The 20,709-nt window shown below is 64.5% G+C and carries 20 protein-coding genes; 11 read left to right on the forward strand and 9 right to left on the reverse strand.

Annotated features, from left to right (window positions below; all coding sequences use genetic code 11):
* Together DV027_RS17805 and DV027_RS00995 are read left to right on the forward strand one after the other, a co-directional pair.
* A partial coding sequence (locus DV027_RS17805; protein WP_242621688.1) for an OmpA family protein occupies positions 1-169 on the forward strand: 169 nt, incomplete at its 5' end.
* Positions 170-343: 174 nt separating this feature from the next.
* Complete coding sequence (locus tag DV027_RS00995) at positions 344-841, forward strand: GtrA family protein (protein ID WP_130730107.1); 498 nt, start codon at positions 344-346, stop codon at positions 839-841.
* On the opposite strand, the gene tenA is transcribed toward DV027_RS00995, so the two are convergent.
* A complete protein-coding gene (gene tenA, locus DV027_RS01000) occupies positions 763-1,467 on the reverse strand; it encodes a thiaminase II (protein WP_130730108.1) in 705 nt (234 codons plus the stop codon). The two genes, DV027_RS00995 and tenA, sit on opposite strands and share 79 nt — an antisense overlap.
* Positions 1,468-1,623: 156 nt before the next feature.
* Between tenA and alaS the strand changes: the two genes are divergently transcribed.
* From alaS to DV027_RS01015, 3 genes are all read left to right on the forward strand, one after another.
* Entirely contained in the window at positions 1,624-4,275 is a 2,652-nt protein-coding gene (gene alaS, locus DV027_RS01005; RefSeq protein ID WP_130730109.1) for an alanine--tRNA ligase, read from the forward strand.
* Between the two features lie 295 nt (positions 4,276-4,570).
* Positions 4,571-5,260 (forward strand): carbonic anhydrase, encoded by a 690-nt coding sequence (locus DV027_RS01010; RefSeq protein WP_130730110.1) that lies wholly within the window; start codon positions 4,571-4,573, stop codon positions 5,258-5,260.
* Between the two features lie 40 nt (positions 5,261-5,300).
* On the forward strand, positions 5,301-6,134 hold the full coding sequence (locus tag DV027_RS01015; RefSeq protein ID WP_242621689.1) for an endonuclease/exonuclease/phosphatase family protein: 834 nt from the start codon (positions 5,301-5,303) through the stop codon (positions 6,132-6,134).
* 10 nt (positions 6,135-6,144) lie between these two features.
* On the opposite strand, the gene DV027_RS01020 is transcribed toward DV027_RS01015, so the two are convergent.
* Entirely contained in the window at positions 6,145-6,492 is a 348-nt protein-coding gene (locus DV027_RS01020; RefSeq protein ID WP_130730111.1) for a hypothetical protein, read from the reverse strand.
* Positions 6,493-6,614: 122 nt separating this feature from the next.
* Between DV027_RS01020 and DV027_RS01025 the strand changes: the two genes are divergently transcribed.
* Positions 6,615-7,388 (forward strand): NADPH-dependent F420 reductase, encoded by a 774-nt coding sequence (locus tag DV027_RS01025; RefSeq protein WP_130730112.1) that lies wholly within the window; start codon positions 6,615-6,617, stop codon positions 7,386-7,388.
* Here DV027_RS01025 and DV027_RS01030 read toward each other — a convergent pair.
* Entirely contained in the window at positions 7,367-7,915 is a 549-nt protein-coding gene (locus DV027_RS01030) for an HdeD family acid-resistance protein (protein WP_130730113.1), read from the reverse strand. The genes DV027_RS01025 and DV027_RS01030 overlap by 22 nt on opposite strands.
* 306 nt (positions 7,916-8,221) lie before the next feature.
* Between DV027_RS01030 and rpsD the strand changes: the two genes are divergently transcribed.
* The 4 genes from rpsD to DV027_RS01050 all read left to right on the forward strand — a co-directional run bounded on the left by rpsD (position 8,222) and on the right by DV027_RS01050 (position 12,732).
* The gene (gene rpsD / locus DV027_RS01035) at positions 8,222-8,839 is read left to right on the forward strand and encodes a 30S ribosomal protein S4 (protein WP_025437534.1); all 618 of its coding nucleotides are present in this window, start codon (positions 8,222-8,224) and stop codon (positions 8,837-8,839) included.
* A 118-nt stretch (positions 8,840-8,957) separates the two neighbouring features.
* Positions 8,958-10,520 carry a peptide chain release factor 3 gene (locus DV027_RS01040; RefSeq protein WP_061271594.1) on the forward strand — a complete coding sequence of 521 codons (1,563 nt, stop codon included), beginning with the start codon at positions 8,958-8,960 and terminating at the stop codon, positions 10,518-10,520.
* A gap of 65 nt (positions 10,521-10,585) precedes the next feature.
* The gene (cysS, locus tag DV027_RS01045; protein ID WP_130730114.1) at positions 10,586-11,953 is read left to right on the forward strand and encodes a cysteine--tRNA ligase; all 1,368 of its coding nucleotides are present in this window, start codon (positions 10,586-10,588) and stop codon (positions 11,951-11,953) included.
* Entirely contained in the window at positions 11,950-12,732 is a 783-nt protein-coding gene (locus tag DV027_RS01050; protein WP_207303389.1) for an RNA methyltransferase, read from the forward strand. The genes cysS and DV027_RS01050 overlap by 4 nt, the downstream gene beginning before the upstream one ends.
* A gap of 122 nt (positions 12,733-12,854) precedes the next feature.
* Here the strand turns inward: DV027_RS01050 and gltX are convergent, their stop codons facing one another.
* The 4 genes from gltX to DV027_RS01070 all read right to left on the reverse strand — a co-directional run bounded on the left by gltX (position 12,855) and on the right by DV027_RS01070 (position 17,317).
* The gene (gene gltX, locus DV027_RS01055; protein ID WP_130730116.1) at positions 12,855-14,192 is read right to left on the reverse strand and encodes a glutamate--tRNA ligase; all 1,338 of its coding nucleotides are present in this window, start codon (positions 14,190-14,192) and stop codon (positions 12,855-12,857) included.
* Between the two features lie 142 nt (positions 14,193-14,334).
* A complete protein-coding gene (locus DV027_RS01060; RefSeq protein ID WP_130730117.1) occupies positions 14,335-14,700 on the reverse strand; it encodes a hypothetical protein in 366 nt (121 codons plus the stop codon).
* A 14-nt stretch (positions 14,701-14,714) separates the two neighbouring features.
* Entirely contained in the window at positions 14,715-15,884 is a 1,170-nt protein-coding gene (locus tag DV027_RS01065; RefSeq protein ID WP_130730118.1) for a beta/alpha barrel domain-containing protein, read from the reverse strand.
* 29 nt (positions 15,885-15,913) lie between these two features.
* Complete coding sequence (locus tag DV027_RS01070) at positions 15,914-17,317, reverse strand: class II 3-deoxy-7-phosphoheptulonate synthase (protein WP_130730119.1); 1,404 nt, start codon at positions 17,315-17,317, stop codon at positions 15,914-15,916.
* A gap of 309 nt (positions 17,318-17,626) precedes the next feature.
* Between DV027_RS01070 and DV027_RS01075 the strand changes: the two genes are divergently transcribed.
* Positions 17,627-17,971, forward strand: coding sequence for a hypothetical protein (locus DV027_RS01075; protein ID WP_110566743.1), 345 nt, complete (start codon positions 17,627-17,629; stop codon positions 17,969-17,971).
* 100 nt (positions 17,972-18,071) lie between these two features.
* Here the strand turns inward: DV027_RS01075 and gorA are convergent, their stop codons facing one another.
* Entirely contained in the window at positions 18,072-19,472 is a 1,401-nt protein-coding gene (gene gorA, locus DV027_RS01080) for a glutathione-disulfide reductase (protein WP_130730120.1), read from the reverse strand.
* A gap of 128 nt (positions 19,473-19,600) precedes the next feature.
* Complete coding sequence (locus DV027_RS01085; protein WP_130730121.1) at positions 19,601-20,479, reverse strand: ferredoxin--NADP reductase; 879 nt, start codon at positions 20,477-20,479, stop codon at positions 19,601-19,603.
* Positions 20,480-20,709: the final 230 nt, after the last annotated feature.

A 20,709-nucleotide genomic window follows, 5' to 3' on the forward strand; every position in this document is an offset into this window, starting at 1 on the left:
TGGCCTGTCCATGCGTCGTGCCGACAGCGTGAAGGCTGAACTGATCCGTGACGGCGTGCCCGCCAACGCCATCGACATCCATGGCTACGGCGAAGCCCACCCGCTGGTGCCCACCGGTCCCGATACCCGTGAGCCCCAGAACCGTCGCGTCGAGATCATCCTGCACTGATCCCGACTCAAAAAAGGAAGCCTGCACAGGCTTCCTTTTTTACTTTTATTCTTACTCTACCTATTCTATGACATGACCACTTCACCTTAATGACAGGCCCGTCGCGCGCCCTGGCACGATCCCATACTCGGGAATAAGGATTATCTTTTGTCCAGACCTTCCTCTCAAAAAATCATGCAATTCCTTAAATTCGGGATTGTTGGTGCATTGGGGCTGGTGTGGGACACGACAACCGTTTACTCGCTGCGCCCCTTTGTCGGCCTGACAACCGCAACCATTGCCGCGTATTTCATCGCAGCCTCCATCAACTGGCTGATCAACCGGCTCTGGACCTTCCGCAATGCGGGCAACCAGCATCATTTCATTATCCAGTGGCTCCGCTTTCTCGCGGCGAACTCCCTGGGCTTTTTCCTGAACCGCGGCTGCGTGTTCATGCTGTTCCACACATCGCCCGTGTTCAAGGCCTATCCGGTGCTGGCGCTCGCGGCCGGTGCGTTAGCCGGCATGATGTCGAACTTCCATATCAGTCGTAAGCTGGTCTTCCATAAGGAACACCCCGCAGCGGAACTGAAAACAGCGGAAATCGTGCCCTTTCAGCCCGAGCGCCCCGTGCCCCAGAAAGCAGTCTCGAGCCGCACCGCCGTAGTGAACACACGCAACAAGGTCGGATAACGCGCCTGCGCCCCATAAGGGGTGGCCAGCGCATCAAGCTGGCGAATGCCGTCCTCCACCAGTTGTGTATACTCAGCCCCCCCATAAAGCGTGATCCATGACCAGTATGGATTGCCCTCCCGCACGGTCAGCGGACTGGCATGCAGCCGTGCGCCGACTTCCGCATAGCCGATCAGGCATGGGGCCATGGTCACCATCAGGTCAAGCAGGTCGCCTGTCTGGGCTCGATCAAGTATAAAGCGACTATAGGCAAGTAATTCGAGCGATTCCTCGGCGTTTTCCAGTGCCGTTTCTTCTATGCCCCAATGGCGGCAATAACCCACATGCATGGCCAGTTCCGTATCGAGTATGCCCGCCATCAGCCCTGCCGCATGGCGCATGCTGGCCACCGTATCGGCCTTGTACACCGCCAGCGCGCAGGCGCGGGCATACTGGATGAGGTACAGGTAGTCCTGAATCAGGAAATTGCGAAACGCCTCGGGCGGTAATGTGCCATCCGCAATACCGCGCACGAAGGGGTGGCGCACGAAGCCCAGCCACTGCGCCATGCAGTCACGCCGCAGGCGGCCGGCAAGCCCCGTGGTCAGCAGGGGCCAGTCGCGTTCGGCCTGCCATTCATCATCCATTGGTTGTGTCCTTTCGTGCTGGGGCGTGCATGTCACGCATTCGCCATCTGGGGTTTACGCGCATGTTGGCACTTCCGGTCTGGTGCTACGTGCGCTAGGTGAATGAATCCGGTTTTACATCTATATCTTTCAATACAGGATCGTCTGTTTCCCGCCATGCCCACAACAAACGACATTCGTGCCACCTTCCTCGACTATTTTGCCGGGAACGGGCACCAGATCGTGCCGTCCTCGTCACTGGTGCCGCATAACGATCCGACACTGCTCTTTACCAATGCGGGTATGGTGCAGTTCAAGAACGTGTTCACAGGGCAGGAAACGCGCCCCTATTCCCGCGCCACCACGGCCCAGAAGGTCGTGCGCGCAGGCGGCAAGCACAACGACCTGGACAATGTGGGCTACACCGCCCGCCATCATACCTTCTTCGAGATGATGGGGAATTTCTCGTTCGGGGACTATTTCAAGGCGGAAGCCATTGAACTGGCCTGGAAGCTGGTCACCGGCACCTTCGGCCTGCCCAAGGAAAAGCTGCTGACCACCGTCTATGCCGATGATGAGGAAGCCGCCAGCCTGTGGCGCAAGATTGCCGGCCTGTCCGATGACCGCATCATCCGCATCCCTACCTCCGACAATTTCTGGCGCATGGGCGATACCGGCCCCTGCGGCCCGTGCTCGGAAATCTTCTACGACCACGGCCCCGAAGTGGCGGGCGGCCCTCCCGGCTCGCCTGATGAGGACGGCGACCGGTTTACCGAGATCTGGAACCTCGTGTTCATGCAGTATTTCGAGAACCCGCCCGGCACGCGCTCGCCGCTGCCGCGCCCCTCGATTGACACCGGGCTGGGGCTGGAGCGCTTTGCCGCCATCCTGCAGGGCAAGCGCGACAATTATGATACCGACACCTTCCGCGCGCTGATCCTGGCCTCGGCCGAGGTCACGGGGCAGGACCCCGATGGCCCGTTCAACGCCAGCCACCGCGTGGTGGCCGACCACCTGCGCTCGACCTCGTTCCTGATTGCCGATGGCGTGCTGCCATCCAAGGACGGTCGTGGCTACGTGCTGCGCCGCATCATGCGCCGCGCCATGCGCCACCTGCACCTTATGGGCACGACGGAGCCGACCTTCTACCGGCTGGTCCCCGCACTGATCCGGCAGATGGGCGAGGCCTATCCCGAGCTGATCCACGCCCGCGCCCTGATCGAGGAGACGATGAAGGGCGAGGAACTGCGCTTCAAGGCGATGCTCGACCGTGGCCTGTCGCTGCTGGCCGACGAAACCGAGCGCCTGGGCGATGGCGCGCCGCTCCCCGGCGATGTGGCCTTCAAGCTGTATGACACCTTCGGCTTCCCGCTTGACCTGACACAGGACGCCCTGCGCGGCACCAGCCACGGCGTGGACGTGGAAGGCTTCAACGAGGCGATGGACGTGCAGCGCAAGCGCGCCCGCGCCGCCTGGAGCGGCTCGGGCGACAGCGCGACCGAGACCGTGTGGTTCGAGGCGCGCGACACCTTCGGTGCAACCGAGTTCCTGGGCTACACCACCGAGACCTCGGATGCCGAGGTGCAGACCGTGGTGGTGGATAACGCGCAGGTCGAAGCCGCAGGCCCCGGCACCAAGGTGGCCCTGCTGCTCAACCAGACCCCGTTTTATGGCGAGAGCGGCGGCCAGGTGGGCGATACCGGCACCATCACGGCACCCGGCCTGCACATTGCCGTAACCGATACCCAGAAGAAGCTGGGCGACCTGCTGGTGCATTACGGCACCGTCATCGAAGGCACGGTCAGGCCCGGCATGGCCGTGACCGCGCAGGTGGATCACGACCGTCGCAGCGCCATCCGCGCCCACCATTCGGCAACGCACCTGCTGCACGAGGCCCTGCGCCGCAGGCTTGGCGCGCATGTAACCCAGAAGGGCAGCCTGAACGCGCCCGACCGCCTGCGCTTTGACGTAAGCCAGCCCCGCCCGATCACGCCCGAGGAACTGGCCGAGATCGAGGCCGAGGTGAATGCCCGCATCCGCGAGAACACGGATGTGACCACACGGAGCATGACGCCGGAAGAAGCCATCGAGCAGGGTGCGATGGCCCTGTTCGGCGAGAAATATGGCGATGAGGTCCGCGTTGTTTCCATGGGTGGCCCGGAAGAAGGCCGCGCGGGCTGGTCGATCGAACTGTGTGGTGGCACGCATGTGCGCCGCACGGGCGATATCGGGCTGTTCCGCATCACGTCCGAAAGTGGCGTATCCTCCGGCGTGCGCCGCATCGAGGCCGTGACCGGGCTTGCCGCGCAGAACGCGACACTGGCCACCGAGGAACGCCTGAACCAGATCGCCGCCATGCTGCGCGTGCCCGCAGCCGAGGCGCCCGAGCGCCTGGCCGTGGTGCTGGAAGAACGCAAGGCGATGGAGCGCCAGATTTCCGACCTGCAGCGCAAGCTGGCCTCGGGCAGCCAGGCGGCGGCCACCATTGCCGAGATCGGCGGTATCAGGCTCGATGCCCGCAACGTGGGCGAACTGCCGCCCAAGGAACTCAAGCCGCTGGCGGATTCGCTGCGCAAGGAAATCGGCTCGGGCGTGATTGCGCTCGTCTCGACCGCCGATGGCAAGGGCAGCATCGTCGTTGCCGCAACGCCTGACCTGGCCGAGAAGGTCGATGCCGTCACCCTGGTGCGCGCGGCCAGTGCCGCCATGGATGGCAAGGGCGGCGGCGGCCGGCGTGACATGGCGCAGGCGGGCGGCCCCGACATCAGCAAGGCCGATGCCGCCCTTGAGGCGGTGCGTGCCGCCCTGGCACAGGCGGCTGGCGCCTGAACGGGCCATCCGGCGTTTTCATATATCAATGCAACGGCGCATCTCGGTGCGCCGTTGTGCTGTACGGCACTTGCCGCAAGACAGAAATACTTCAATGCATAAAGTTAATATTCATTAACTATATTATGATAACATAGTATTTCCGTATAACTTCATAGCGAAACAAATGGGACTGCCAGATGTTTCCATGATATAGATGAAGCGGGACATGCCTCCGACCGGTGCATTGCCCCTTGATGCCACGACAGGACATGACTTCACACCGGTCCGGACATTCAGGTGACAGGATATTACAATGGCCCATACCAATACTGCCCGGGAAACCCTCATCGAACTGCTGCACGGGGTGGAGCGTTTCAATACCGAAGTCTTTCCCCAGAACCGCGACCTCTTCGCCAGCCTGGCCGAGAGCCAGTCCCCCGATACGCTGTTCATCGCCTGCGCCGACAGCCGGGTGAACCCCAGCATGATCACCCAGACCCAGCCGGGCGACCTGTTCGTGCTGCGTAATATCGGCAACATCGTGCCCGCCTATGGCGAGATGCTGGGCGGCGTGTCGTCGGCCATCGAATACGCGGTCAGCGCGCTCAAGGTGTCGCACATCATCGTCTGCGGGCATTCCAACTGCGGCGCGATGAAGGCCCTGCTCGACCCGCAGGCCAGCCACCTCGACAAGATGCCCACCGTGGCAAGCTGGCTGCGCAATGCCGAGGCCGCGCGCGCCGTGCTCGAGGCCACCGATGCCGGGCCGGCCACCGTGCGCAGCCTGTCCGAGCAGAACGTGCAGCTCCAGATCGCGCACCTGCGCACCCACCCCGCCGTGGCGGCAGGGCTTGCCCGCGGCACCCTGACATTGCAGGGATGGTTCTATGATATTGCCAGCGGGGAAGTGGTGGTGCTCGATGAAACCTCGCGCACCTTCATCCATGTCGATGAAGCCATTGCCAAGCTGCGCGCCCAGCAGGCTGACAGCGCCACGGCGTAACCTGCGGCCCAGGGCCGCCGTAGCCCTGGCCGGGCTGGCTATGATCTGGGCTGCCTGCCCCGCATGGGCGGCAGGCAGCCTGAAGGTTACGACATGGAACCTGGAATGGCTGACCACGCGCGCGCAGGGTGATCCCGCCCTGCCGCCCGATGTGAGGCCCCGCACGCCCACCGACATGGCGCGGCTGGCGCATTATGCCAGCCGCCTTGCCCCCGATATCGTAGCCCTTGAGGAAGTGGACGACCCGGCCCTTGCCGCCAGCCTCTTCCCGGCACCTGCCTATCATCTCTTCATAACCGGGGATTCCGTGGTGCAGCGGGTCGCCGCCGCCGTGCGGGCCGACCTGACCGTGATGCGCCACCCCGATGTCACGGCGCTCGATGTCTATGCCACCGATGCGCCGCGCCACCTGCGCGCGGGGCTGGACCTGACCATAGGCACGGGTGCTGACAGCCTGCGCGTGCTGGTGGTGCACCTCAAGGCCGGATGCCGCGATTCCAGCCCCACCGACCGCAGGCCCGCCTGCGCCACCCTGCGGCGGCAGGTGGCCGTGGTGGAGGACTGGATCATGGAGCGGCAGGATGAAGGCGAGCCCTTCGCCGTAATGGGCGATTTCAACCGCCTGTTCGCCCCCGATGACCCGATGCTGCACATTTTAGGCGAAAACGGCCCCCTCACGCTGGCCACGGCCGGGCACGCCAGCCCGTGCGGGGCGGGAACCTATTTCATTGATCATATCATCATGGGGGGTGCTGCGCGCGACTGGCTGCAGCCGGGCAGCCTGCGCGTGATGCTCTATCGTGACCGGGCGGCCGACGGCACCGCCCACCTGTCCGATCACTGCCCGGTCTCGGTGCGGCTTTCGCTTCCCTGAGGGGCGGGCCTTATTCGGGCCAGATGCCCGAGGCGTGCAGGGCGCTCCACCCCACCATCACCACGATCATCACGAACACCACCGCCCCCATGAGCTGGAACAGTTCCTTATAGGGCATGAATGGCGGGGCTCCCGCCGCATCAACCGCCGCCTGCGTGGTGGCCACGGCATCATGCGGGGTGGCGACAACCTGCGTCTGCGCCTCGGGCACGGGGCCGGGATCGGGGGTCGTGCTCGCGGCCATGGCCGCTTCATCTTCCTGCACGGCTTCATGCAGGGCCTCAACCGGGTGTTCCACCCCTACGGGCACAGCGGACTGCGCCACCACGGCCGGATCCTGATCGGGGGTATCGGTCATCGACGCTGTACTCCTGCTTTCGCCAAGTCTGTGCCATATATAGCAGCCCGGCACGGTAACGAGGGCACACGATAGGACATCCCGTGCCATACTGCCACATGCCCCATGAACAGGAGAGACGCATGCCAGCCCTGAAACCGACCCGCCGGGAGTGCCTCGCAGCCCTGGCTGCCAGCCTGCTGCCCCTGGCCGTGCCCGGCATGGCCCATGCGGGCAGGCCGCTGCGCATCGGCATGATCGGGGCGGGGCATGTCGGCACCACGCTGGGGCGGTTATGGACGCGGGCGGGCCATCAGGTCATGTTCAGCGCGCTCGAGCACAAGGAGGCGGAAAAACGGGCATCGGAGTTCTATCCCCTCGCCCGCGCGGGCACGGTGCAGGAGGCCGCGAAGTTTGGCGATGCCGTGGTGCTGGCCGTGCCCTATGGCGCCCTGCCCCAGCTTGGCCACACCATTGGCTCCATCGTGGGCGCGAAGCCGCTGATTGACGTGACCAACCCCTATGGCTGGCGCGATGGCAAGATCGGGCGGCTGGCACTGCGCAACGGGGCGGGTATTACCACGCAGTCGCTCTTCCCTGCCGCATCCGTGGTGCGGGCCTTCAACTCCGAGGACATGACCACGCTTGCCGCCCAGACCTGGCGGCGGCCGCCGCGCCTGGCCCTGCCCATGGCGGGCGACGTGATCCAGGCGCTGTACGTGGCGGGCTGGCTGATCCATGACGCGGGGTTTGACCCGGTCATGGCGGGCCCGCTTTCAACGGCCAGCCTGTTCCAGCCCGGCGGCCCGGCGTTCGAGGCGCAGATGAACGCCACCGACCTGCGCCACCTGCTTGGTGTTACGGCCAACAACCCCGTTGACCGCGCGCTTGCCACTCAGTTTGCGGGCGGGATGTAATTCGCCTGCCGTAGCGCGAAGCCGAACTGCACCCAGCCAATGCCCGCCGCAATCAGTTCAACGGCAATGAACGTACCGATCAGCCACAGCCCCGACCACGGCAGGGTCACGTACAGGCACACCCCCACCAGCAGGCTGATCAGCCCGCCAAGCAGAATGAACCACCACCCCTGCAGCCCGCGCTGCTGGAACGCCATGATGATGCGCGCAATGCCCGACACCACCAGGCAGGCGGAAATGAAGAGGGTGATGACCATGGAGCCGGTGCTCGGCTCCTCCATCATCATCGTGCCTGCAAGGATATAGAGCGCACCGCCCGCAATCGACATGAGCCGCCCGCTCCAGTCGCGCACCACGAAGGCGTGCACAAGCTGCACCGTGCCCGCCACGAACAGGAGCACGCCAAACAGGATGGTGCTGGCAAGTGATACGGCCAGCGCATCCACCCATGCCATGATGCCCAGCCCGAACGAGATCGCGCCCAGCCCCACAAAGAGCGGCCAGCGCTGCGTCAGTGACGTATCCATTGAGTGAATCCCCGTGTCTGTTGATGGATGTGGTTCATCCGCATGCTGCCCGTTTCATAACAGGCCGCGCCCCATATGCGATACAGGCTTTGTGGCAATGATTGACACGCACCCCCCGGTACTTCTATACGCGCCCGACTGCCGGGAACGTGGACGATACGGCTGGTGCCCATGGGTGATTGCTCCCCGGTGCCGGTAATACGGATCGCGCCCGCCCTGTTCATGGGGAACAGGGCCTACCGGTGCCACACCATGGCCCAGGGCTCACGCCGCAGGCCATGCAGATTGAAGAGAAGAGAGCGCACCATGAGCAAGCGCCTTGAGAGCAAGTATAAAATCAACCGCCGCCTTGGCGTAAACCTGTGGGGCCGCGCCAAGTCGCCGGTCAACAAGCGCGAGTATGGCCCCGGCCAGCACGGCCAGCGCCGCAAGCAGAAGCCTTCTGACTTCTCCGTGCAGCTGATGGCCAAGCAGAAGCTCAAGGGCTACTACGGCAACATCGGCGAGAAGCAGTTCCGCAAGTATTACGATGAGGCCGTGCGCCGCAAGGGTGATACCTCGGAGAACCTGATCGACCTGCTCGAGCGCCGGCTGGATGCGGTGGTGTACCGCCTGAAGTTCGCGATCACCCCGTTTGCCGCGCGCCAGTTCATCAGCCACGGCCACATCACGGTCAATGGCCGCAAGGTCAACATCCCCTCCTTCCTGGTGCGTGATGGCGACGTGATCGAAGTGCGCGAGAAGTCCAAGCAGCTCGCCATCGTGCTCGATGCCGCCCAGAGCGGCGAGCGTGACGTGCCGGAATACATGGAAGTGGACCACCGCCAGATGAAGGGCTCCTTCCTGCGCAGCCCCAAGCTGTCGGATGTGCCCTATCCGGTGCAGATGGAACCGAACCTGGTCATCGAATTCTACTCTCGCTGATCAAGTCCCGGAACCGGGCAGGCGTGACGCCGGGCGTGGGGATTTTTCCCTGCGTCCGGCGTCCGCGTTTCTGGCCCCTGCCCGCTTCCGCCTCCCTTCCGCCAGGCCAGCCGCAGGAATGGACAAGACCGTGACCGCCACCGCCGCCGAAACCCCGCTTGCCGCCGAAATTACCCGCCGGCGCACATTCGCCATCATCTCGCACCCTGATGCGGGCAAGACCACGCTGACCGAGCGCATCCTGCGCGCGGGCGGCGCGATCCAGATGGCAGGCAACGTGCGGGCCAAGGGCGAGCGGCGGCGCACGCGCTCGGACTGGATGGGAATCGAGCGCGACCGCGGCATTTCGGTCGTGACCTCGGTCATGACGTTCGAGTATGGCGGCTGCATCTTCAACCTGCTCGACACGCCGGGCCATGAAGACTTCTCGGAAGATACCTACCGCACGCTGACGGCAGTGGACGCCGCCGTGATGGTGATCGACGCCGCCAAGGGCATCGAGGCCCGCACGCGCAAGCTGTTCGAGATCTGCCGCCTGCGCGATATTCCCATCGTCACCTTCATCAACAAGATGGACCGCGAATCGCAGGATCCGTTTGCCCTGCTTGATGAAATCTCGTCCTCGCTCGCACTTGATGTCTCGCCTGCCACATGGCCGGTGGGCCGTGCCGCCAAGTTTGTCGGCACCTACGATATCCACAAGCGCGAACTGCATGTGACCGAGGAGCTGGACCAAAGCGACCCGCGCATGGTGCAGCTGGGCGAGGAACTGGAACTCGTTGAGGCCGCCCTGCCGGAATTCGATCTTGAAAGCTTCAATGCGGGCCACCTGACCCCGGTGTTCTTCGGCAGTGCGATGAAGGAAATCGGTGTGACCGACCTGCTCGACGCGCTGGCCGCCTTCGGCCCGCCCCCGCGCGACCAGGCCACCGAAACACGCAACGTGCGCGCTGATGAACCGGCACTCACCGCCCTGGTGTTCAAGATCCAGGCCAACATGGACCCCAACCACCGCGACCGCATGGCCTTCGCGCGCATCTGCTCGGGCAAGTTGCAGCGCGGCATGCGGCTCAAGCATGTGCGCATTGGCAAGCAGTTCGCGCTGCACACGCCGCAGTTCTTCTTCGCCCGCGACCGGCAACTGGCCGAGGAAGCATTCGCGGGCGACGTGGTGGGCATTCCCAACCACGGCACGCTGCGCATTGGCGACACGCTGACCGAGGGCGAGGACCTGCGCTTTACCGGCGTGCCCTATTTCGCGCCTGAAATCCTGCGCCGCGTGCGGCTTGATGATGCGATGAAGGCCAAGAAGCTGCGCCAGGCCCTGACCGAACTGGCTGAGGAAGGCGTGGTCCAGCTCTTCCGCCCGCAAGATGGTGCACCGCCGATCGTGGGCGTGGTCGGCACGCTGCAGCTTGATGTGCTGCAATCACGCCTCAAGGGCGAATACGGGGTGGCTATCGGCTTCGAGTCGACGCCCTATAACCTCGCCCGCTGGGTCACCGGCCCGCGTGACAGGCTGGAGGCCTTCTGCATGGCCAACCGCACGGCCATGGCGGATGATATTGATGGCGACCCGGTCTTCCTCGCCTCATCGGCGTTCATGATGAAGCGCACGGCTGAGGGCAACCCGGAGCTGACCTTCCACGACATCAAGCAGATCGGCCAGGAAATCGGCTGACCGCGCAGGCGAGGCCCTTATGGGGTCTTGCCTATCCCTGCCTGTCTGCCCCATCTAGGCGCATCATGTCCGACACCACACAGCCCCGCCTGCACCTGCACGATAGCAGGACGCGCAGCACCGTTCCCTTCACGCCGCTCGCCCCTGATAACGTGCGGGTCTATTACTGCGGCCCCACGGTCTATGACCTGGCGCATATCGGCAACCTGCGCGCCATGCTGACCGCCGATGTGCTGGTGCGCCTGCTGCGCCACCTGTATCCGCACGTCACCTACGTGCGCAACATCACCGACGTGGATGACAAGATCAACGCCCGTGCCCATGCCAACAATGAGTCGATTGCCGACCTGACCGCGCGCACGATCCATGATTTCCATGAGGATCTGGCCGCCGTCAGCATCCTGCCGCCCGATATCGAACCCCGCGCCACGCACCATATTGGCGAGATGCAGGACATGATCGCCCGCCTGATCGAAAGCGGCCATGCCTATGAGGCCGAGGGCCATGTGCTGTTTGCAGTGGACACCTACGCCTCCTACGGCGCGCTGTCAGGCCGCAGCCCTGATGACCTGATTGCCGGCGCCCGCGTCGAAGTCGCCCCCTACAAGCGCAATGCCGGTGACTTCGTGCTGTGGAAACCATCCGATGCCGAAACCCCGGGCTGGGACAGCCCGTGGGGCCGGGGCCGTCCGGGCTGGCATATCGAATGCTCGGCCATGTCGCACCGCTACCTGGGCGAGAGCTTTGACATCCATGGCGGCGGCTCGGACCTGTTGTTCCCGCACCACGAGAACGAACGCGCCCAGAGCATGTGCTGCCACCCGCACGGGCACTTCGCCAATCACTGGGTGCACAACGCCATGCTGCTGGTGAACGGGGAGAAGATGTCGAAATCGCTCGGCAACTTCCTGACCGTGCGCGACGTGCTGCGCGACACTCCCGCCGAGGCCCTGCGCCTTCTGCTGCTACGCGCGCAGTACCGCTCGGTGCTAAACTTTACGCAAGAAGGGCTGGGCGAGGCCAGGCAGATGCTCGACCGCTTCTACCGCGCGCTCGAGGCCCTTGACCCCGCGCAGGAGCCTGTAGCACCGCCCGAGAGCGTGGTGAGCGTTCTGTGCGATGACCTGAACACCCCCCGCGCGCTGGCCGAGATGCACGCGCTGGCCGACAGGGCCGTGGCGGGTGACAGCATGGCCGCAGCGCAGCTCAAGGCAGCGGGCAACCTGATCGGCCTGCTGCATGACACGCCGGAGGCGTGGTTCCGTGGCGCAGCGAACGTCGACCCGGCGGAAATCGAGCGGCTGATTGCCGAGCGGCTGGCCGCGCGCAAGGCGCGAGACTTCGCCCGCGCGGATGAAATCCGCAACACCCTCGCGGCACAGGGCATCGTGCTTGAAGATGGCCCGCAGGGCACGACATGGAGGCAGGCATGACCGGCCGTGATGGCGGGGCGGATATCGGCCCCATTGGCAACAGCCCTGTCGTGATCCTTGTCCGGCCCCAGATGGCCGAGAACATTGGCACCACCGCGCGCGCCATGGCCAATGGCGGGCTGTTCCACATGCGCCTCGTCGCCCCGCGCGATGGCTGGCCGCTGGAGCGCGCATGGCGCAGCGCCTCCGGCGCCGACCGCATCCTTGAATCCGCCCAGGTATTCGAAACCGTGGATGACGCGGTGGCCGACCTGCACCACGTATTTGCCACCTGCCCGCGCCCGCGCCACATCGTCAAGCCCGTGCTGACGGCACGCGGCGGCGCTGCCGAATTGCGCGAGATGACCGATCGCGGCCTGAAGGTAGGGTTGATGTTCGGCCCCGAACGCGCGGGGCTGGATAATGAGGACATGGCCCGCGCCGATGCGCTGATCCGTTACCCGCTCAACCCCGCCTTCATGTCGCTCAACCTGGCACAGGCGGTGATGATCATGGCCTATGAGTGGTGGATGGCGAAGGATGACACCCCGCCGCGCACGCTCATGACCAACGAGACGCATGTGGCCACCCGGGGCGAGCTCGACAACTTCATGCGCCACCTGATTGGCGACCTTGATGAATGCGGCTTCCTGCGCAATGAGCAGAAGCGGGCAGGCATGGTGCGCAACCTGCGGCACTTCTTCCTGCGCGGTGAGGTCACCGAGCAGGAACTGCGCACGCTGCATGGCGTGGTGACCGAGCTTTCACGCGGGCGCAAGGCGCGGCAGGACAGGAAATAACAAAAGCTTTCGGGTGCCGCCTTTTTCCAAAAAGGCGGTGTTTCCCGAAGCTTTTTGAAAAAAGCTTCACCAAAAACTTTCAATCCAAAAAGGCCCGGTTTTCATGCCGGGCCTTTTTCGTATCAGCGTGCGGCGATCTGGAGCCGGTCGGCCACCCGGGCGCGGCCCATCAGCGGCAGCAGGTCGCGCATTTCCGGCCCGCTCTCCTCACCCGTCAGCGCCAGGCGCAGGGGGTGGAACAGGCCTCGGCCTGTTCGGCCCGTGCTCTCTTTCACTGCGGCGGTCCACGTCTTCCACGTGGTTTCATCCCACGGCTCGGCAGGCAGCGACTCGAGTGCGTGCAGCAGGAAGGGGCGGTCCGCCTCCTCGATCACCGGCGGCACGATGTCGCCTGCCACCACATCCCACCAGTGGCGCAGTTCGCCCGCCATATCCACATTGCCCCGCACGGCCAGCCAGAAGGCTTCGGTCGCCCCTTCGGGCAGGCGGGCGCGGATTTCCTCAAACGGCATGGCGTGCATGATGCGCCGGTTCAGCCCCAGCAGTTGCCGCATGTCAAACCGCGCCGCTGAACGGGAAACACGCCCGGGGTCATAGGTCCTGGCCAGTTCATCAAACGAAAGTGGCGCCGGGTCATCCGCGCTGCCCAGCCGGGCAAGGTAGGAGACGATGGCCGAAGGCTCGACCCCATCCTGCCGCAATGCGCGAATCGACAGCCCGTCGAACCGCTTGGACAGCTTGCCGCCGCCCTCATCAAGCAGCAGCGGCAGGTGCGCGAAGGTGAAGCGGTTGCGCTTCGCCCCCAGCGCCTCGGCAATGTCGATCTGCACGCCGGTATTGGTCACATGGTCCTCGCCACGGATGATGTGGGTGATGCCCAGCTCCATGTCATCCACCACCGAGGCCAGCGTGTACAGCACCGTGCCATCGGCCCGCACCAGAACGGGGTCGGAAATGGCGGGCAGCTTGACCCGGCAAGACCCCATGACAAGGTCATTCCACTCCACCGTGCGGTGATCGGACAGCTTGAAGCGCCAGTACGGCACCTTGCCATTGGCCTCGGCCTGCGCGCGCTGCGCGGGGGTCATGCGCAGCATGGCGCGGTCATAGACCGGCGGCTTGCGCATGCGGATGCGCGCCTCGCGCTTTGAGGCCAGCTCCTGCTCGCTCTCGAAACACGGGTAAAGCCGCCCGCTGGCCTTGAGCGCCTCGATGGCCAGCGCGTAGCGGTCCAGCCGGTCGGACTGGCGCACGAATTCATCCCACTCCATGCCCAGCCAGTGCAGGTCGTCCTGCAGGGCCTGCACGTATTCCTCCTTCGAGCGGGCGCGATCGGTATCGTCAATCCGCAGCAGGAAGCGGGCCTTGTGGCGGCGGGCGAACAGGGCATTGGCAATGGCCTGACGCGCATTGCCAACATGGATCAGCCCGGTCGGGCTAGGCGCAAAACGGAGTTTCATGCCCCTTATATGCGGCGATTACGCCCCGAACGCCAGAGAACACATGCATGAAACGGGTGTCGCCTTTTTTCAGGAAGGCGGCGTTCCCTGAAGCTTTCTGAAAAAAGCTTCACCAGAAATTTTTCTCTGCCCTGCTGGGCTTTCAGGCCTCTTCCTCATCATCGCCCCGGCGGGGGTCGAAGGCACGCCAGTCGCGCTCCATGGGGGTGGCGGCGTGGGCTGCGAAATCATCGAGTTCATTGGCCGAACGCCAGCCCTGCTCGCCCGCTTCAAGCACCTCCGCATCCTCGCCAAACGCGAACCAGGCCTTGAGGATGTCGGCTGCCGAAAGGCCAGCCATGCGGCAACGCTCGATGCTGTCGCGCACATAGGCGCGCGCAAAGGCGTTGGCCTGGATCAGGTCGGGAAAGCCGCCCACCTCCTCGACGATATTGTCCTCGGCGCCGCCGGACAGGTCGATGATGCGCACGCGCCAGCCGCCCTCGGGGGCAAAGATGTTTTCTGACAAGATGAAGCCTTTCGTTATTCGGGAGCGGGGGGCGCGCGGCGCAGCAGGAACTCCCGCCCCACCTTGACCCGGGGCACGTCGTCATACGCCACGATATCCGCCGTGGCGTAAGTCTCGGACCAGCGGTCAGGGATGAACGAGCCCGTGCCGATCACATCCACCGGGGCATGGGCATCGGCCATGCTCAGGCATTTCTCAACGCTGAAACCCGAGGAAGCGATAATGCGCACATGCGGGAATCCCGCCTCGTCCAGCACCTCGCGCATGCGCCAGATGGCCGCAGCCGAGACCCCGGTGCCGACAAGGTGGCTGAGTTCCTTGTCCGAGCGGTAGCGCCGGATGGTGCCCGGCGTGTAGCGCTCCAGCACGTCATAGGAGGATTGCGGGTCCAGCCCTTCAAGGAAGCGGCCGCCATGCGTATCGAGCCGCACGGCCAGCCGCCCCTGCGCCGCAAGCTCGGGAAAGTGCCGGCACACTTCCAGCGCATCCGTCACCTCGCGGCCAAAATAGTCAACCAGCACCACCAGGTCCATTGCGGGATAGACCTCATGGAACATCTCGGCCGCCCGCAGGGTCGAGCCCGCATAGCCCACCAGCGCATGCGGCATGGTGCCCAGGCCGTGGGTGGTGCCGAAATAATGCGCCGTGGCGTCATTCGCGCCGCCAATGAAGCCATGCGCCCCTTCCTTCTGGGCGGCATGGCTGCCGACGGAGGCGGCATAGGCCATCTGCTCCTGCATGCCAAAGCCCGCGCAATGGCGGGCCTCCATGGCCAGAAAACGCACATGGGGCAGCGCCATGGCCATCTGGTAGGCATTATGGGCCGCGACGCAGGCCGGGCCGAGGCGCTGGAGCAACAGCGTCTCGAGCGGGGCAAGGGCTGCGAACGAGCCGGATATGTAAGCCAGCGGCTCGCCCGCCCCCACCCATGTGCCCTCGGGGTAGAGGAGCGTGGTGTCAATGGCGATGCCACGCGCGCTGCCGACCGCGCGCAGCCACTCGGTCATGAGCCGGGGGGCGGAAATGGCGGGGCGGCGGAGGAAGACGGCATAGGTCACCTTCCTGTCGCCGAAATGCTCCACGATGGCGCGCGTGCGGTTGAAATACACATCCGTGCGAGCTGCGATCATATCATCCGCTGCACTGGCCAGCCTGTCACGGCCCGCCGGTTCACCCTGGGTCATTTCCCCTCTCTTCCCGCTTCCCGGCGGGGTCAGCGTGCCCCGCCAGCCATCCGGTGCATCCGCGTCTTCAGTTCCTCGGCCAGACGGAATGCCATCTCCAGCGACTGTTCCGCATTCAGGCGCGGATCGCAAAAGGTTTCATACCGCTCGCCCAGATCATCTTCCGTCAGGCGGTGGGCGCCACCGATGCATTCGGTCACGTTCTGGCCCGTCATTTCAAAATGCACGCCACCGGGGCTGGCGCCCGCGGCCTCGAACACATCAAAGAAACCATGGATCTCGGAGAGGATGGCATCAAACGAGCGGGTCTTCACACCCGTCGAGGTCGAGCTGGTGTTGCCGTGCATGGGGTCGCACAGCCACGTGACCGTGCGGCCCGTGGCCATCACTTTCTCAAGCAGCGGCGGCAGGTGGTCGCGCACCTTGCCCGCCCCCATGCGCGAGATGAGCGAGATGCGCCCGGCCTCATCGGTGGGGTTGAGAATGTCGAGCAGCTGCTCGAGGTCCCCGATGGTGGTGGAAGGGCCAACCTTGATGCCAATGGGGTTGCGCACGCCGCGCAGGAACTCGACATGCGCGCCATCGGGCTGGCGGGTGCGGTCACCGATCCACACGAAATGGGCCGAGCAGTCATACCATTCGCCCGATGTCGAATCGATGCGGGTCAGCGCCTGCTCGTAGGGCAGCAGCAGCGCCTCGTGCGAGGTGTAGAACTCGGTCTCGTCGATCTGGGGCGTGGTGGTGGCGTTCAGGCCGCATGCCGCCATGAAGTCCAGCGTCTCGCCAATGCGCCCGGCCAGTTCGCCATAACGCTGTGCCAGCGGCGAGCGCTCGACAAAGCCGAGGTTCCAGCGATGCACCTCATGCAGGTTGGCATAACCGCCGCTGGCGAAGGCGCGCAGCAGATTCATGGTGCCGACCGACTGGAAGTAGCCGGTTTCCATGCGCCTGGGGTCGGGAATGCGCGCGGCCTCGGTGAAGTCGGAGCCGTTGATGATGTCGCCGCGATAGGATGGCAGGGTCACGCCGTCCTTGGTCTCGGTATCCGATGAGCGCGGCTTGGCGTACTGGCCGGCCATGCGCCCGATCTTGATGACCGGCACTTTGGCGCCAAAGGTCAGCACCACCGCCATCTGCAACAGCACGCGGAAGGTGTCGCGCACGATATCGGCGGTGAATTCGCTGAAGCTCTCGGCGCACGCGCCGCCCTGCAGCACGAAGGCCTGCCCCGTGGCGGCCTTGGCCAGGTGGGCGCGCAGGCGGCGGGCCTCACCGGCGAAGACCAGCGGCGGGTAGCGGCGCAGGCGGGCTTCCACGCCGCCCAGGGCTGTCTCGTCGGGGTATCGCGGCATCTGCCGCGCGGGAAACGACCGCCAGCTCTCCGGCGTCCAGGCCTGCCGGGAAGAACTGTTGTGGCTGTGCGTCGCACTCATGGGTCGGATCCTAATTCCTCTTGATACAAGACACTCCTTTCCGCCCACGGGCGGAAGGGCCGCCTTTATGTCGAAAAAACCGGCATATGGCAAAGCCTGTTCGCGGCGCTTTGTGATATGGGTGGCCAGGCAGGCCCCATAAATGTTGCATGGCGGCCACAACCCGGCTTGCGCGCGTCCCTCTGGGGGTCGTATTGCGCGGCAGGACGGCCCATATGTAAAAGAGGCATGGTTGGCCTGCCACGGCCCTGCTTCCCTTGGCAAGGAAGCCTTGGCATGCTGCTCCCTCAGGTAAAAGGATTACGGATCATGGCCACCTCACGTGGGAAACTCATAACCGCCCTCTCGGCCGGGCTGTGCCTGTTGAGCGTGACGGCCATGGCCGCCCCGGCCAGCCAGGACGACACCAGCAGCTCCGACCAGGACCGGATGACCGTTCACGGCCAGCGCGGCCACCTGCCGCCCGGCTATGAGGAAGCGCCGTCGATGGAACTCAATCACGGCCCGGACCCCGACCATCTGGAGCATGTGCATCGGGATTCGGTCACGGGCACGGACCTGTCGCGCTTCGGCACGGCCTACCAGAGCAGCGGCATCAACGGCGATGGGCAGCTTGGCGATTCCACCGGCAATGGCTGGGTGGCCCCGCGCTAACCGGAATACAGATAAACGTTTTTGGTGAAGCTTTTTTCAAAAAGCTTCACAAGACGCCGCCTTTTTGAAAAAAGGCGGCATCCGGAAACTTTTATTATTTTTAACCCGCGCTGCGCGGCGTGACCCGCGTGCGGGTGCGCATGGTTACGAATTCCTCCGCAGCCGTGGGGTGGATGCCGATCGTGCGGTCCCAGTCGGTCTTTTTCAGCCTGGCCGTCACGGCCACGGCCAGCCCCTGCATGATCTCGGGTGCATCGTCGCCCAGCATGTGGGCACCGACCACCACCTGGCTGGCCTGATCGACCACCAGCTTCATCAACGTGCGCTGCTCGCGCCCGCTCAGCGTGTTGCGCATGGGGCGGAAGCGGCTGACATACACATCCACATCCCCTTCCTTCGCGGCCTCCGCCTCGGTCAGGCCAACGCTGGACAGCGTGGGCGTGAAGAACACCGCCTTGGGCGTAGTGGCGTAGCACCACTGCCGCGGCGGCGCCTTGCCAAACAGGCGGTCGGCCAGGTTATGGCCCTCGGCAATGGCCACGGGGGTCAGGTTGAGGCGGTTGGTCACGTCGCCTATGGCGTAAATGCCGGGCACCGTCGTCTCGCTATTGTCATCAACGATGATGCGCCCGTTCTCCTCCATCGCCACGCCAAGCTGCGTCAGCCCCAGCCCGGTCACCTTGGGGTGGCGGCCGGTGGCGAAGAACACGCAGTCGGTCTCGATGCGGGTGCCGTTATCAAGATTGACGATAAAGCTGCCATCAGCCTGTTTTTCAATGGCGGTGGGCGAGGCCGCGACGTGCTGGCGGATGCCACGCAGGTCGATCGCATCATGCAGGGCATGGCGCAGGTCGGCATCGAAGCCACGCAGCGGCAGGTTCTGGCGGTAGACCAGATCAACCGATGAGCCCAACCCACGGAAGATACCGGCGAACTCCACGCCAATATAACCACCCCCCACCAGGCACACGCGGGCGGGGCGCTCTTCAAGGTGGAAGGCCTGGTCGGACGAGATGGCATATTCCACGCCCGGCAATTTGGGCAGGGTGGGCGTGGAGCCGACCGCAATGACAATGCGCGCGGCAGTCACGCGGCGCGGGGCCTCATGCGGGGCGAGTGGCGAGGGGTCGATGCGCAGGGTGTGCGCATCCTCGATGGTGGCATGGCCGGTGAACAGGGCCACACTGGCCTTTTCCAGCATCGAGACATAAATGCCGTTCAGCCGGGCAATCTCACGGTCCTTGGCGGCGATCAGGGCGGCCCAGTCATTTTGGCCGCGCTGCGTGTTCCAGCCAAAGCCGTGGCTGTCATCCACCCAGTCGCCATAGTCGCTGGCCTGCACCATCAGCTTCTTGGGCACGCAGCCCAGATTGACGCAGGTGCCACCCCAGTGGCGGCTTTCGGCTACGGCAACCTTCGCCCCGTGGCTGGCGGCCACGCGCGCGCAGCGCACGCCGCCGGAGCCCGCGCCAATAACGAACAGATCAAAATCATAACTCATGCTGGTTGTGCATCCTGTCTCGGCCGGACGGGACACAGCACGCCGCCTTCCGGCACTGACCCGCCATGCGCGCGGCGGGGCCAATAAAAAACCCCGGCCATGGTGAATGGCCGGGGGCGTGGGCGGGATCAGCGCTCGGCGAACGCTTTTTCCACCACATAGGCGCCGGGGTGGGAGTTGTTGCCCTCGTCGAAGCCACGCTCCTGGAGCATCTTCTCGGTATCGGCCAGCATCTCGGGCGAACCGCAGATCATCACGCGGTCATGCTCGGGGTCGAGTGCGGGGATGTTGAGGTCGGTGAAGATCCTGCCGGTCTCGATCAGCTTGGTGATGCGGTCGGTTACGGCAAATTCCTCACGGGTCACGGCCGGGTAGTACAGCAGCTTGCCCTTCACGTCCTCGCCCAGGAATTCATGCTCGGGCAGCTCGTGGCGGATGTGGTTGGAATAGGCCAGCTCACCCGAGATGCGCACCGTATGGCTTAGGATCACGTGCTCGTAACGCTCGTAGCATTCCGGGTCCTTGATCAGGCTCATGAAGGGCGCAAGCCCCGTGCCGGTGGACAGGAAATACAGGTTGCGGCCCGGGCGCAGGTTATCAAGCAGCAGCGTGCCCACGGGCTTGCGGCCGATCAGCACCTTGTCACCCACCTTGACGTGGCGCAGGCGCGAGGTCAGCGGGCCATCGGGCACGGCGATGGACAGGAATTCGAGGTGGTCCTCGTAATTGGCGCTGGCGATGCTGTAGGCGCGCAGCAGCGGCTTGCCCTCGACCTCGATGCCGATCATCGTGAACTGGCCGTTCTCGAAGCGCAGCGCGGGGTCGCGCGTGGTGGTGAAGGTGAACAGCCGGTCGGTCCAGTGATGCACGGACAGCACGGTCTCGGCATTCAGGTGGCCGTATTCCTTGGTGGGTTCGGCAAGGTGGAACACGCCGGGCTGCCCCTCGACCGGGGCGAGGCCGGTGAGCATGGTCTCACTGGTTGGCATAATCAACGTATCGGACATCTGGTTATCACTCTCCCGGCTGGATATGACGCAGACACAGGATTTCCTGAAACATGCGCCGCCCACAACGATATGGCTAAGGCGGGCATGTTTAGGCCATCCACAACGTGGATTTCCAGCACAAAACAAACATATCACGCACCATGGGTGGCAGAATTCGCCGCATGAGGCCCATTCCGGGGCGCGCCTGTCACGTCACACATGTACAATGCGCGCTTCTATTCAATGAT

The sequence above is a fragment of the Komagataeibacter xylinus genome, assembly GCF_004302915.1.
GTDB lineage: Bacteria > Pseudomonadota > Alphaproteobacteria > Acetobacterales > Acetobacteraceae > Komagataeibacter > Komagataeibacter xylinus_C.

Excerpts from the sequence above, each read along its gene's own strand:
- DV027_RS00995 (WP_130730107.1), top strand. The coding sequence starts at position 344 with ATGCAATTCCTTAAATTCGGGATTGTTGGTGCATTGGGGCTGGTGTGG.
- cysS (WP_130730114.1), top strand. The coding sequence starts at position 10,586 with ATGTCCGACACCACACAGCCCCGCCTGCACCTGCACGATAGCAGGACG.
- DV027_RS01085 (WP_130730121.1), bottom strand. The coding sequence starts at position 20,479 with ATGTCCGATACGTTGATTATGCCAACCAGTGAGACCATGCTCACCGGC.
- tenA (WP_130730108.1), bottom strand. The coding sequence starts at position 1,467 with ATGGATGATGAATGGCAGGCCGAACGCGACTGGCCCCTGCTGACCACG.
- gltX (WP_130730116.1), bottom strand. The coding sequence starts at position 14,192 with ATGAAACTCCGTTTTGCGCCTAGCCCGACCGGGCTGATCCATGTTGGC.
- DV027_RS01050 (WP_207303389.1), top strand. The coding sequence starts at position 11,950 with ATGACCGGCCGTGATGGCGGGGCGGATATCGGCCCCATTGGCAACAGC.
- DV027_RS01030 (WP_130730113.1), bottom strand. The coding sequence starts at position 7,915 with ATGGATACGTCACTGACGCAGCGCTGGCCGCTCTTTGTGGGGCTGGGC.
- DV027_RS01015 (WP_242621689.1), top strand. The coding sequence starts at position 5,301 with ATGATCTGGGCTGCCTGCCCCGCATGGGCGGCAGGCAGCCTGAAGGTT.
- DV027_RS01010 (WP_130730110.1), top strand. The coding sequence starts at position 4,571 with ATGGCCCATACCAATACTGCCCGGGAAACCCTCATCGAACTGCTGCAC.
- DV027_RS01070 (WP_130730119.1), bottom strand. The coding sequence starts at position 17,317 with ATGAGTGCGACGCACAGCCACAACAGTTCTTCCCGGCAGGCCTGGACG.
- alaS (WP_130730109.1), top strand. The coding sequence starts at position 1,624 with ATGCCCACAACAAACGACATTCGTGCCACCTTCCTCGACTATTTTGCC.
- gorA (WP_130730120.1), bottom strand. The coding sequence starts at position 19,472 with ATGAGTTATGATTTTGATCTGTTCGTTATTGGCGCGGGCTCCGGCGGC.
- rpsD (WP_025437534.1), top strand. The coding sequence starts at position 8,222 with ATGAGCAAGCGCCTTGAGAGCAAGTATAAAATCAACCGCCGCCTTGGC.
- DV027_RS01040 (WP_061271594.1), top strand. The coding sequence starts at position 8,958 with ATGGACAAGACCGTGACCGCCACCGCCGCCGAAACCCCGCTTGCCGCC.
- DV027_RS01025 (WP_130730112.1), top strand. The coding sequence starts at position 6,615 with ATGCCAGCCCTGAAACCGACCCGCCGGGAGTGCCTCGCAGCCCTGGCT.
- DV027_RS01075 (WP_110566743.1), top strand. The coding sequence starts at position 17,627 with ATGGCCACCTCACGTGGGAAACTCATAACCGCCCTCTCGGCCGGGCTG.
- DV027_RS01020 (WP_130730111.1), bottom strand. The coding sequence starts at position 6,492 with ATGACCGATACCCCCGATCAGGATCCGGCCGTGGTGGCGCAGTCCGCT.
- DV027_RS01065 (WP_130730118.1), bottom strand. The coding sequence starts at position 15,884 with ATGACCCAGGGTGAACCGGCGGGCCGTGACAGGCTGGCCAGTGCAGCG.